Annotated in this window: 11 protein-coding genes and 1 tRNA gene; all 12 read left to right on the plus strand. The window is 66.1% G+C overall.

Annotated features, from left to right (window positions below; all coding sequences use genetic code 11):
- Positions 1–145: 145 nt before the first annotated feature.
- On the plus strand, positions 146–1,042 hold the full coding sequence (gene folP / locus J2X70_RS17265) for a dihydropteroate synthase (RefSeq protein WP_100436078.1): 897 nt from the start codon (positions 146–148) through the stop codon (positions 1,040–1,042).
- Entirely contained in the window at positions 1,042–1,995 is a 954-nt protein-coding gene (gene miaA, locus J2X70_RS17270; protein WP_032976514.1) for a tRNA (adenosine(37)-N6)-dimethylallyltransferase MiaA, read from the plus strand. Before folP ends, miaA begins: the two co-directional genes overlap by 1 nt.
- Before the next feature lie 95 nt (positions 1,996–2,090).
- Positions 2,091–2,366: an RNA chaperone Hfq gene (hfq, locus tag J2X70_RS17275; protein WP_025878916.1), complete on the plus strand. Its 276-nt coding sequence runs from the start codon at positions 2,091–2,093 to the stop codon at positions 2,364–2,366.
- A gap of 14 nt (positions 2,367–2,380) precedes the next feature.
- Positions 2,381–3,691 (plus strand): ribosome rescue GTPase HflX, encoded by a 1,311-nt coding sequence (hflX, locus tag J2X70_RS17280; RefSeq protein ID WP_025878917.1) that lies wholly within the window; start codon positions 2,381–2,383, stop codon positions 3,689–3,691.
- A 96-nt stretch (positions 3,692–3,787) separates the two neighbouring features.
- Complete coding sequence (locus tag J2X70_RS17285) at positions 3,788–4,282, plus strand: nicotinamide-nucleotide amidohydrolase family protein (protein ID WP_025878918.1); 495 nt, start codon at positions 3,788–3,790, stop codon at positions 4,280–4,282.
- 35 nt (positions 4,283–4,317) lie between these two features.
- Positions 4,318–6,000 (plus strand): 2-polyprenylphenol 6-hydroxylase, encoded by a 1,683-nt coding sequence (ubiB, locus tag J2X70_RS17290; RefSeq protein ID WP_025878919.1) that lies wholly within the window; start codon positions 4,318–4,320, stop codon positions 5,998–6,000.
- A gap of 211 nt (positions 6,001–6,211) precedes the next feature.
- Complete coding sequence (gene lexA / locus J2X70_RS17295) at positions 6,212–6,847, plus strand: transcriptional repressor LexA (protein ID WP_025878920.1); 636 nt, start codon at positions 6,212–6,214, stop codon at positions 6,845–6,847.
- A 201-nt stretch (positions 6,848–7,048) separates the two neighbouring features.
- A complete protein-coding gene (gene recA / locus J2X70_RS17300) occupies positions 7,049–8,086 on the plus strand; it encodes a recombinase RecA (protein ID WP_025878921.1) in 1,038 nt (345 codons plus the stop codon).
- A 110-nt stretch (positions 8,087–8,196) separates the two neighbouring features.
- The gene (gene recX / locus J2X70_RS17305) at positions 8,197–8,688 is read left to right on the plus strand and encodes a recombination regulator RecX (RefSeq protein ID WP_025878922.1); all 492 of its coding nucleotides are present in this window, start codon (positions 8,197–8,199) and stop codon (positions 8,686–8,688) included.
- A gap of 105 nt (positions 8,689–8,793) precedes the next feature.
- Complete coding sequence (alaS, locus tag J2X70_RS17310) at positions 8,794–11,442, plus strand: alanine--tRNA ligase (RefSeq protein ID WP_309911386.1); 2,649 nt, start codon at positions 8,794–8,796, stop codon at positions 11,440–11,442.
- 148 nt (positions 11,443–11,590) lie between these two features.
- On the plus strand, positions 11,591–11,794 hold the full coding sequence (gene csrA / locus J2X70_RS17315; RefSeq protein ID WP_025878924.1) for a carbon storage regulator CsrA: 204 nt from the start codon (positions 11,591–11,593) through the stop codon (positions 11,792–11,794).
- Positions 11,795–11,872: 78 nt separating this feature from the next.
- Positions 11,873–11,965: transfer RNA gene (locus tag J2X70_RS17320), tRNA-Ser, on the plus strand.
- Positions 11,966–12,021: the final 56 nt, after the last annotated feature.

Raw genomic sequence — 12,021 nt, forward strand, 5'->3', positions numbered from 1 at the left:
CCGTCCCGCCATCCCACGGATAGCCCGCTGTTGCCGCTGTTGCTGTTGTTGAGCTTGCCGGCCAGCGGCCGGCACTACCGCCTCTGCGGGTGCAGGGCGCAGCCCTGCCGCCTTAAACTAACCTTCGTTGCCCGCAGGATCTGCCATGTTCGACATCTCGCCCCAGCTCGATTGCGCCGGCCGCATCCTGCGCCTGGACCGTGCCCGGGTCATGGGTATCGTCAACGTCACCCCGGATTCGTTCTCCGATGGTGGTGCCCATGACACCACCGAGGCGGCGGTCGCGCATGGCCTGAAGCTGGTGGAGGAGGGCGCCGACCTGCTCGACATCGGCGGCGAATCGACCCGTCCGGGCGCGGCGCCGGTGTCGATCGACGAGGAACTGCGTCGTGTCGTGCCGGTCATCGAGCAGCTGGCAGCGCGCACGACGGTGCCGATCAGCATCGATACCTTCAAGCCGGAGGTGATGCGTGCCGCGGTTGCTGCAGGCGCCGGGATGATCAACGACATCTTCGGCCTGCGCCAGGACGGTGCGCTGCACGCGGCGGCGGACGCAGGCGTGCCGGTGGTGCTGATGCACATGCAGGGCGAACCGGGTCATATGCAGGCCGACCCGCAGTACGACGATGTGGTCGCCGAGGTCCATGGCTTCCTGGTGCAGCGGCTGTTCGCCGCGGAGATGGCCGGCATCGCCAAGAAGAATCTGGTGATCGACCTCGGCTTCGGCTTCGGCAAGACCACGGCCCACAACATGACGCTGCTGGCCCGCTCGGAGCGTTTCCTTGAACTGGGCGTGCCGATGCTGGCCGGGCTGTCGCGCAAGCGCAGCCTGGGCGAGCTGACCGGTCGTCAGTCGCCGGCAGAGCGTGTCGCTGCGTCGGTGGCCGCACACCTGATTGCCGTGCAGCGCGGCGCCCGTATCGTGCGCGTGCACGATGTGGCAGCGACGGTCGATGCATTGAAGGTCTGGCAGGCGGTCGAGGCGGTACCTGCCGTGCGGGTGGACGCCAAGCCGACCCTCCGCTGGCCGGACGAAGACTGATGGCAGTGGATCAGCGGCCGCTGGCGATCGCCGTGATGGGGCCGACCGCCAGCGGCAAGACCGCCACCGCGATCGCGCTGGCGCAGCAGCTGGACGGTGAAATCGTCAGCGTTGATTCGGCGCTGGTCTATCGCGGACTGGATATCGGGTCGGCCAAGCCGGATGCGGCCGAGCGCGCGCAGGCACCGCACCACCTGCTGGACCTGCGCGATCCCTGGCAGACCTATTCCGCCGCCGAGTTCGCCGCCGACGCCGCCCGCGTGGTGGCCGACATCGTCGCCCGTGGCAAGACTCCGATCCTGGCCGGCGGCACGGGCCTGTACTTCCGGGCGCTGTTGCAGGGTCTGTCGCCGATGCCGGAGGCCGACCCGGCGATGCGTGCCGTGCTGAGCGCCGAGGCCGCCGAGCGAGGCTGGGCGGCGCTGCACGCCGAACTGGCCGCCGTTGACCCCGCCGCCGCCGCACGCATCCATGCCACCGACCCGCAACGCATCCAGCGAGCGCTGGAGGTCTACCGGCTGACCGGCACGCCGATCAGTGAATGGCAGCGCCGCCCCGGGGTGGCCCCGTTGCCGGTGCGCACGTTGAAGCTGATTCTGGCGCCGCGCGACCGCGCCGTCCTGCACCAGCGCATCGAGGCCCGCTTCGACGCCATGCTCGCGCAGGGCTTCCTCGACGAAGTGCGCGCCCTGCGTGCATTGCCGGAAATGCGGGCGGTGGCCGCACCGCTGGACCTGCCCGCCGTCCGCGCGGTGGGGTATCGCCAGGCCTGGGAGTACCTGGACGGGGACGGGGACGCGGCCCGCTTCCGGGACAAGTCCATTTTCGCCACCCGGCAACTGGCCAAGCGCCAGCTTACCTGGCTGCGCGGCGAGCTTGATGCGCGCTGGTTCGACCCCCATATGGATGGGGAGCGCCTCGCAGGCGCGGTGTCGACCTTCGTTGCACGCTGAACCGACGCTGGCCGTGTACCATCATGGGCCGGCAAGCGGCTCGGGGGCCGCGGCAACCGCCGGCTACCAATAAGAACAATAATCAGGAGTGTGCAATGTCCAAGGGGCAATCGCTGCAGGATCCTTTCTTGAATGCACTGCGGCGCGAGCGCGTGCCGGTTTCGGTGTACCTGGTCAACGGCATCAAGCTGCAGGGCACGATCGAATCGTTCGATCAGTTCGTGGTCCTGCTGCGCAACACCGTCAGCCAGATGGTCTACAAGCACGCCATTTCCACCGTGGTGCCGGCGCGCAACGTCAAGGTCGGCCCGGGTGGTGGGTACGTGCAATCAGGTGAGGATGGTCAGGCGGGTGATGAAGCAGACGAATGATGTTGGAGCGGTGAATGTTTGACCGCTCGAAAAAGGGCGAACACGCCCTGTTGATCCAGCCGCATTTCGGCAAGCTGGAAGACGATGTGCTGGAAGAATTCGGTGATCTGGCCCGCTCGGCCGGGGCCAGCATCGCGGTGACCATCACCGCGCGGCTGGATCGCCCCAACCCGTCGACCCTGATCGGCAGCGGCAAGCTGGATGAGATCAAGGCCGCCGCCGAAGCCACCGGCGCAGACCTGATCCTGGTCAACCACGCGTTGAGCCCGGGCCAGGAGCGCAATCTGGAGCGTTTCCTCGAGCGCCGGGTGATCGACCGTACCGGTCTGATCCTGGACATCTTTGCCCAGCGTGCGCGCAGCCATGAAGGCAAACTGCAGGTCGAGCTGGCCCAGCTGCGGCATATGTCGACACGGCTGGTGCGTGGCTGGACCCATCTGGAGCGCCAGCGTGGTGGTTCGATCGGCCTGCGCGGCCCGGGTGAAACCCAGCTGGAAACCGATCGTCGCCTGCTGCAGAAGCGGGTTGAACAGCTGCAGAAGCGGCTGGAAAAAGTCGAAGTACAGCGCACCCAGATGCGTCGTGCGCGTGTGCGCAGCGAACTGCCGCGCGTCGCCCTGGTGGGCTACACCAATGCCGGCAAATCGACCTTGTTCAATGCGATGACCGGCGCCGAGGCCTATGCGGCCGACCAGTTGTTCGCCACCCTGGATCCGACCGTACGCCGGATCGCCGTGCCCGGTGGCAACGTCGTGCTGGCCGATACGGTTGGTTTCGTACGCGACCTGCCGCATGACCTGGTGGCGGCCTTCCGCTCGACCCTGTCTGAAGCGCGGGAAGCGGATTTCCTGCTGCACCTTGTCGATGCCGCCGATCCGCACCGCGAGGAGCGCATCGCCCAGGTCGACGAAGTGCTGACCGCCGTCGGTGCCGGCGACCTTCCGCAGTTGCTGGTGTTCAACAAGATCGACCGCATCGAGGGTGCCGACGTGCGCCACGACGGCCAGGACGGCGTGCCGGATGAATCGCGGCGTGAGCGGGTGTGGATTTCCGCACGCGACGGGCAGGGCATCGAGCTGTTGCAGGCCGTGCTCGGCAAGCGGTTGGGTCTGCAGCACGTCACCGGCGAGTTGCGCCTGCCACCCAGTGCCGGCCGCCTTCGCGCTCGCCTGCACCAGTTGGAAGTGGTGCGCAGTGAAGAGGCTGATGAAGAAGGCTGGCTGTTGCAGGTCGATCTTCCCATCGCCGAGGCCGAGAAGCTGGCGGCCAGCGCCGATGGCGAGCCGATCCGGGCCCTGCTGCCGGAGAAGCTGCCCGAATGGTGAGGCAGTGCCGGCCGTTGGCCGGCATGTCCTGCGGCCGCGACACCACCCTGCCATCTGCGGTACAACGTGCAGGTTCTTCACTTTTCAGCTACCCCGATGGCCTTCCCGACCGACGCCGAACTCAATGCCCAGGCCGCTGCGCTGGGCCAGCGCCTGCAACAGGCTTCGCTGCAGCTGGTGACTGCTGAAAGCTGCAGCGGCGGCTGGATCGCCAAGTGCATGACCGACATCGCCGGTTCCTCGGCGTTCTTCGACTGCGGCATGGTGGTCTACAGCTACGAAGCCAAGCAGCGCCTGCTCGGCGTGCGCGCGCAGACGCTGGAGCAGTTCGGTGCGGTCAGCCGCGAAGCCGTGCTGGAGATGGTCTCCGGGGCGCTGGTCAATTCCGGTGCCGGCATCGCGGTGGCGGTGACCGGTATCGCAGGGCCGGGCGGTGGCAGCCCGGACAAGCCGGTCGGCAGTGTCTGGATCGGCTGGAAGCGCCGTGGTGGCTATGCCCGGGCCGAACTGTTCCAGTTCGATGGTGACCGTGAAGCCATCCGCCGGCAGACCGTAGCGGCGGCATTGCACGGCATCGACGCCCAGCTGTGACATGCTGCTCCGGCAATCAACCGGAGTAGGCAACGATGTGGGAGACGCTGGGCACCGTCCGTGACCTTGGCCGGCTGCAGGAAATTGCCGCCGTCCTGATCCGCTACGGCTTCGGCGACGTCGTGCGGCGCATCGGCCTGGCCACGGTACTGGAACGTGCCGGCCGCCTGCTGCACTGGAACGAGGAGCGGCAGGAAATGCTGCGGATGACCGCGCCGGTACGCGTGCGCAGCGCCCTGCAGGATCTCGGGCCGACGTTCGTGAAGCTGGGCCAGGTGCTCGCCACCCGCGTCGACCTGCTGCCGCCGGACTGGATCGCCGAACTCTCCGAGTTGCAGAACGCCGTCCCGGCATTGCCCTACGAGAAGATCCGCGAACAGCTCGAGGCCGACCTCGGTGCGTCTCCGTCGCAGGTGTTTGCCTTCCTTGATGAAACCCCGATGGCCGCAGCTTCGTTGGCCCAGGCCCATCGGGCGCGGTTGCGTGATGGCCGCGAAGTGGTGCTGAAGGTGCGTCGCCCTGGTATCCGTGACGTGGTTGAAGCCGATCTGCGTTTGCTGGCACGGCTGGCCGAAATCGTTGAGGCACGGCTGCCGGATCTGCGCCGCTACCGGCCCGCCGAGGTGGTGCAGCAGTTCACCGTGTCGCTGCGCCGCGAGCTGGATTTTGCCGCGGAGTGCCGCAACGCCGAGCGCATCGCGCGCAACTTCGAGGGCCGTGACGACATCCTGATTCCGGCGGTGCACTGGCAATGGACCTGCGAAAGCCTGAATGTCCAGGATTTCGTCGACGGCATTGCCGGACGTGATCTGGCCGGTGTCGATGCGGCCGGCATCGACCGCCGTGAACTGGCCCGGCGTGGCGCCGACATCGTATTGAAGATGGTGCTGGAGGACGGCAGTTTCCATGCCGATCCGCACCCGGGCAACATCATCTACCTGCGCGACGGCCGCATCGGCGTGATCGATTTCGGCATGGTCGGCGCGTTGTCGGAGGTGCGTCGCTTCCAGGTCGCGCAGCTGCTGCATGGTCTGGTCGAACAGGATCCGCAGGGCGTGGCCGATGTGTTGCTGGACTGGGCCGGTGGCGTGGAAGTGGACGAGAACCGGTTGCAGCACGACATCAGCCTGTTCGTCGACCAGTACCGCGGCGTGCCGCTGAAGGACCTGCGCATCGGCCAGATGCTGGGCGACATCACCCAGCTGCTGCGCAGCTACAACCTGACCCTGCCGGCAGACTTGGCGCTGATGATCAAGGCCTTCCTGACGCTGGAGGGCATGGGCCGCCAGCTCGACCCGGATTTCGACATGGCCAGCGCCGCGCGCCCGTTCCTGGAGCGGGTGGTACTGCAGCGCTATGCGCCGCGGGCGCTGTTCAAGCGTGGCCGACGCAGCCTGCTCGGCATGATCGACTTCGCCGGTGATTTGCCGCGGGACCTGCGCAAGCTGGTCCAGGCGGCGCGCCGTGGCCGGCTGCAGCTGAAGGTCGAGACCAACGCGCTGCAGGGCTTCGGCGACCAGGTCAACCGCGCCGCGAACCGGCTGGTGATGGGGATCGTCACGGCAGCCTTGATCATCGGCTCCTCGATCGTGATGCACAGCGTAGGAGGCGTTTCCAGCCGTTGGCTGCTGGCGCTGGGCGTGTGCGGTTTCATCGGCGCAGGGTTCTGCGGGGTGTGGATCCTGTTCTCGATCTGGAGAAGCGGCAAGCACACGTAGTGTGATTACCGCGGTGGTTCCCGCCGGGAACCGTGGCATCGCGCAGCGATTCCTGTAGCGCCGACCGCGGGTCGGCTGCTTCTGCCTTTGCCGCCCCCAACCAGCCACGCCGCATTCCCGGTAGCGCCGGGCCATGCCCGGCGGCTTTCGCTCCTGCCGGAATCGCCCTCGGAACTTGCAGTCCTGGGTGTTAGTAGTAATACTACTAACCATGGACCTGACCGACACCCAGCAGGCGATCCTGCAGTTGATCGCCGAGCGTATCGAGAGCGAAGGCGCACCCCCTTCGCAGACTGAAATCGCGCGTGCCTTCGGCTTCAAGGGCGTACGCGCAGCGCAGTATCACCTGGAGGCGCTGGAGCAGGCCGGGGCGATCCGTCGCGTGCCGGGCCAGGCCCGCGGCATCCGTCTGGTGCAGGCACCGCCGGTGGAGAAGCTCGCCGAGCCGGGCCTGCCCGACAGCGTCCTGCGTCTGCCGATCCTGGGTCGGGTTGCTGCGGGTCTGCCGATCGGCGCCGACATCGGCTCGGATGATTTCGTGGTGCTGGACCGGGTGTTCTTCTCGCCGGCACCGGACTACCTGCTGAAAGTGCAGGGCGATTCGATGATCGACGAAGGCATCTTCGATGGCGACCTGATCGGTGTGCACCGGACCCGCGATGCCCATTCCGGGCAGATCGTGGTGGCCCGCATCGATGACGAGATCACCGTCAAGCTGCTGAAGATCGCCAAGGATCGCATCCGCCTGCTGCCGCGCAATCCCGATTACAAGCCGATTGACGTGCTTCCGGACCAGGATTTCTCGATCGAGGGCCTGTACTGCGGGCTGCTGCGACCGAACCGTTGACGATTCATCCTGCAATTCCCGCGGTCTTTTGTGGCGATTCTCTGGTTCTGCTGAGGTTGGTACGGATGTCCGATAATTTTTTTCCGAACGCCGGGCAGAATCTCAGCCTGTGCGATACGCCAGCCTTAAAGTGAACCCATGGCCAAGAAGACTTCCAAAGACAGCACCTCCAACGACGTGACCTCTGCAAGGACCAATCCGATGGACGAGAACAAGAAGCGCGCCCTCGCTGCAGCTCTGGGCCAGATCGAAAAGCAGTTCGGCAAGGGCTCGGTGATGCGCATGGGCGACCGCGTGGTCGAGCCCGTCGAGGCGATCCCGACCGGTTCTCTGATGCTGGATATCGCATTGGGCATTGGTGGCCTGCCCAAGGGCCGCGTGGTGGAAATCTACGGTCCGGAATCCTCCGGCAAGACCACGTTGACCCTGCAGGCCATCGCCGAGTGCCAGAAGCTGGGTGGCACCGCCGCCTTCATCGATGCCGAGCACGCGCTGGACCCGATCTACGCAGGCAAGCTGGGCGTCAATGTCGACGATCTGCTGCTGTCGCAGCCGGATACCGGTGAGCAGGCGCTTGAAATCGCCGACATGCTGGTGCGCTCCGGTTCGGTGGACATCCTGGTGGTCGACTCGGTCGCCGCGTTGACCCCCAAGGCTGAAATCGAAGGTGAGATGGGCGACCAGTTGCCGGGTCTGCAGGCGCGTCTGATGAGCCAGGCGCTGCGCAAGCTGACCGGCAACATCAAGCGCTCGAACACCCTGGTGGTGTTCATCAACCAGCTGCGCATGAAGATCGGCGTGATGATGCCGGGCCAGAGCCCGGAAGTGACCACCGGCGGCAACGCGCTGAAGTTCTATGCCTCGGTGCGCCTGGACATCCGCCGTATCGGCGCGATCAAGAAGGGCGACGAGATCATCGGCAACCAGACCAAGATCAAGGTCGTCAAGAACAAGCTGGCGCCCCCGTTCAAGCAGGTCATCACCGAGATCCTGTACGGCGAAGGCATCAGCCGCGAAGGCGAGCTGATCGATATGGGTGTCGAAGCCAAGCTGGTCGAGAAGGCCGGTGCCTGGTACAGCTACGGGGAAGAGCGCATCGGCCAGGGCAAGGACAACGCCCGTGGCTATCTGCGCGACAACCCGCAGGTTGCCGCCAAGCTTGAGGCTGAGCTGCGCGAGAAGTTCCAGCCGACCGAAGCCGTCCGTGAGGAAGGCGAAGACGAAGGCGACGACGAGTAAAGGCTTGCTGTGGGGCAGGGCGGCGCCGTCAGTGACGTCGCCCTGTCCTGCAGATTCGGTTTCCCCGACGGGGGACGCGCCAGGGACGGCGCATTTGATTGAAGGCGAGAATGAACGATTCCGACGCCCCGGCACCCGGCCGTAAGCGCCGCGTACGCGAACAGACGCCTGTCCAGCGCGCCTTGGGCCTGCTGGTCCGTCGTGAGCACTCGCGCAAGGAGCTGACCCGCAAGCTGACGTCCCGGGGCATCGAGGACGAGGCTGCGCAGGCGGCGGTCGACAAGCTGACCGAGGCAGGTTGGCAGGACGACACCCGGTTTGCCGAGAATCTGGTGCGCATGCGCGCCAATACGGGTTATGGCCCCATCCATGTACGTGCCGAGCTGGGAACCCACGGGCTGGACAGCGAGCAGATCACTGCTGCGATGGATACCTTCGAGGGCGACTGGACGGAGAATGCCCGGGATCTGGTCCGTCGCCGCTTTGGTGAGGCCGGTCCGCAGGACCTCGCGCAGCGCCGCAAGGCCGCCGATCTGCTGGCCCGCCGGGGCTTCGATGGCGACAGCATCCGCCGCGCGACCCGCTACGATCCGGACGACTGAGACTGATGGCGCCGGGCCTGATACCCTTTGGGGTTTCGGCGGTCCGTTCGACCCTGGCCACTGCGGCCGGCGGCACGGGCCCCGGCCCGCAGACTGCCAGCCCCCATGAACGCATCCGCCAAATTCACGACATCCCAGATCCGCAGCGACTTCCTTGAATTCTTCAAGGGCAAAGGCCACACCATCGTGCCGTCGGCGCCGCTGGTGCCGGGCAACGATCCGACCCTGCTGTTCACCAACTCCGGCATGGTGCAGTTCAAGGACGTGTTCCTGGGCGCGGAAAAGCGCAGCTACGTGCGCGCGGCCGACGTCCAGCGCTGCCTGCGTGCCGGTGGCAAGCACAACGATCTCGACCAGGTGGGCTACACCGCCCGCCATCACACCTTCTTCGAAATGCTGGGCAACTGGTCCTTCGGCGATTACTTCAAGAAGGATGCGATCGCCTGGGCCTGGGAGCTGTTGACCCAGGTCTGGAAGCTGCCGGCCGAGCGCCTGCTGGTGACGGTCTACCAGACCGACGACGAGGCCTACGCACTGTGGCGCGACATGATCGGCATTCCGGAAGACCGGATCGTCCGCATCGGCGACAACAAGGGCGCGCCGTTCGCCTCGGACAACTTCTGGCAGATGGCCGATACCGGTCCCTGCGGTCCGTGCACCGAGATCTTCTACGATCACGGTGACCATATCGCCGGTGGCCCGCCGGGCTCGCCGGACGAGGACGGTGACCGTTTCATCGAGATCTGGAACCTGGTCTTCATGCAGTTCGATCGCCAGCAGGACGGCACGCTGATGCCGCTGCCGGCACCGTGCGTGGACACCGGCATGGGCCTGGAACGCCTGGCCGCGATCCTGCAGCACGTGCATACCAACTACGAGATCGACCTGTTCCAGGCGCTGATCCGCAAGGCATCGGAGCTGACCGGCACCGCTGATCTGGAAAACAAGTCGCTGCGCGTGATCGCCGACCACATCCGCGCCTGTTCGTTCCTGATCGTCGATGGCGTGCTGCCGTCCAACGAAGGCCGCGGCTACGTGCTGCGCCGGATCATCCGCCGCGCACTGCGACACGGCTGGATGCTGGGCGTGCGCCAGCCGTTCTTCAGCAAGCTGGTGCCGACCCTGGTCGAGCAGATGGGCGAGGCCTACCCGGAACTGCCGGCACAGGCCGATATCGTGGTGCGTGCCCTGCAGGCAGAAGAAGAGCGTTTCGCCGAGACGCTGGACTCGGGCATGAAGATCTTCGACGACGTTGCGGCCAAGGTCAGCAATGGCGTGATCCCGGGCGTGGACGCGTTCCGCCTGTACGACACCTACGGCTTCCCGCTCGACCTGACCCAGGACATCGCCCGTGAGCGTGACCTGACCGTGGACATTGACGGCTTCAACGCCGCGATGGAGACGCAGCGCGAGACCGCGCGTGCCGCCGGCAAGTTCGGCGGTGGCGTGACGCTGTCGGCCGATCTGGTCGCCACGCTCAAGCCGACTGTCTTCCTGGGCTATGACCGCCTGCAGGCCGACGGCCTCGGCGTGGTCGCGATCCTCAAGGATGGCCGCCCGGTGGAAGCTGCCCAGGCCGGTGACGAGGTCATCGTGCTGACCAACCAGACCCCGTTCTACGCCGAGTCCGGCGGCCAGGTCGGCGACACCGGCACCTTGTCCGCTGCCGGCGTACAGCTGCAGGTGAGCGATACCCAGAAGTTCGCGGGCCAGTTCCATGGCCACGTCGGCAAGATCACCCAGGGCAGCCTGAAGATCGGTGACGTGCTGTCCGGCCAGGTCGATGGCGAGCGCCGTGGCGCCACCATCCTCAACCACTCGGCGACCCACCTGCTGCATGCTGCCCTGCGCGAAGTGCTGGGCACCCACGTGCAGCAGAAGGGCTCGCTGGTGGCGCCGGACCGCCTGCGCTTCGACTTCTCGCATTTCCAGCCGATCAGCGCCGAGGAACTGGCGATCGTCGAGCGCAAGGTCAACCAGCAGGTGCGCGCCAACAACGCCGCCGAAGTGCACAACATGGGCATGCAGGAAGCGCTGGACTTCGGCGCGATGGCCCTGTTCGGCGAGAAGTACGGCGAGAACGTGCGCGTGCTGAAGATGGGCGACTACTCCACCGAGCTGTGTGGTGGCACCCACGTCAACCGGACCGGTGACATCGGTCTGTTCAAGATCACCTCCGAAGGCGGTGTCTCGGCCGGTGTGCGTCGTATCGAGGCCGTCACCGGCCAGGGCGCGCTGGACTACGTGGATGCCGAGGAGGCCCGTCTGGCCGAGGCCGCCGAGCTGCTGGGTGGCAGTGCTGCCGACGTGGTCGAAAAGATCCGTGCGCTGGGCCTGCGCCAGAAGCAGCTGGAGCGCGAGCTGGAGGCCGTGAAGGCCAAGGTAGCCGCCGGCGCCACCGCCGACCTGTCCGGCCAGGCCGTCGAGGTCGCCGGTGTGAAGGTTCTGGCTGTCCGCCTGGAAGGCTTCGACGCCAAGGCCCTGCGCGATGCCATGGACCGCCTGAAGCAGCAGCTGGGCGACGCGGTGATCGTGCTGGCCGGTGCCCAGGACGGCAAGGCGGCGCTGGTCGCGGGCGTGAACGGCAGTGCAATGGGCAAGGTCAAGGCCGGGGAACTGTTGTCCCATATCGCCGGTCAGATCGGGGGCAAGGGCGGCGGACGCCCGGACCTCGCCCAGGGTGGTGGCGAGGACGGGCCCGCCCTTGCTACCGCGCTGGCTGCGGTCGTCGAATGGGTCAGCCCCCGCCTGTGATGAATCCCTGCCGTCCCCCTCCTTGTAGGAGCGGGACGGCTGACGGTACCATTGCGAATCTTTTCCCTTTGTCGTGGGCGCGCTTCTTGACGGAGCGTCAAGCCGGTGGGGGATACCCTTCCACACGGTTCCATGGAGACTTAAAAAAATGTTGATCCTGACTCGCCGCGTCGGCGAAACCCTGATGATCGGTGACTCGGTGAGCGTCACCGTGCTTGGCGTCAAGGGTAACCAGGTGCGTATCGGCATCACTGCGCCGAAGGACGTCGCCGTGCATCGCGAAGAGATCTACCAGCGCATCCAGCGTGGTGACGAAGCCGGCAGCACCGGTGGTGAAAATTCTGCGGAATAAGGCTTTACCTTCGCGCGTGATTAACGTTATGATTCACGCCCCGCTGAGGTGCAACGCACCAGACGCGGAGAAAACCCCGGAGCGATGCCCGAGCGGCTGAAGGGGCTCCCCTGCTAAGGGAGTATAGGGTCAAAAGCTCTATCGAGGGTTCGAATCCCTCTCGCTCCGCCAGATGCAAAAGAACGCCCGCAGATCCTGGATCTGCGGGCGTTTTCTTTGTGCGTCGC

The sequence above is a fragment of the Stenotrophomonas sp. 1337 genome (assembly GCF_031455455.1).
In the GTDB taxonomy this organism is placed as follows: Bacteria; Pseudomonadota; Gammaproteobacteria; order Xanthomonadales; family Xanthomonadaceae; genus Stenotrophomonas; species Stenotrophomonas indicatrix.

Bases quoted from the DNA above. Each gene is read 5' to 3' on its own strand.
- alaS (WP_309911386.1), top strand. From the start codon at position 8,794: ATGAACGCATCCGCCAAATTCACGACATCCCAGATCCGCAGCGACTTC.
- miaA (WP_032976514.1), top strand. From the start codon at position 1,042: ATGGCAGTGGATCAGCGGCCGCTGGCGATCGCCGTGATGGGGCCGACC.
- hfq (WP_025878916.1), top strand. From the start codon at position 2,091: ATGTCCAAGGGGCAATCGCTGCAGGATCCTTTCTTGAATGCACTGCGG.
- recX (WP_025878922.1), top strand. From the start codon at position 8,197: ATGAACGATTCCGACGCCCCGGCACCCGGCCGTAAGCGCCGCGTACGC.
- hflX (WP_025878917.1), top strand. From the start codon at position 2,381: ATGTTTGACCGCTCGAAAAAGGGCGAACACGCCCTGTTGATCCAGCCG.
- ubiB (WP_025878919.1), top strand. From the start codon at position 4,318: ATGTGGGAGACGCTGGGCACCGTCCGTGACCTTGGCCGGCTGCAGGAA.
- folP (WP_100436078.1), top strand. From the start codon at position 146: ATGTTCGACATCTCGCCCCAGCTCGATTGCGCCGGCCGCATCCTGCGC.
- lexA (WP_025878920.1), top strand. From the start codon at position 6,212: ATGGACCTGACCGACACCCAGCAGGCGATCCTGCAGTTGATCGCCGAG.
- J2X70_RS17285 (WP_025878918.1), top strand. From the start codon at position 3,788: ATGGCCTTCCCGACCGACGCCGAACTCAATGCCCAGGCCGCTGCGCTG.
- csrA (WP_025878924.1), top strand. From the start codon at position 11,591: ATGTTGATCCTGACTCGCCGCGTCGGCGAAACCCTGATGATCGGTGAC.
- recA (WP_025878921.1), top strand. From the start codon at position 7,049: ATGGACGAGAACAAGAAGCGCGCCCTCGCTGCAGCTCTGGGCCAGATC.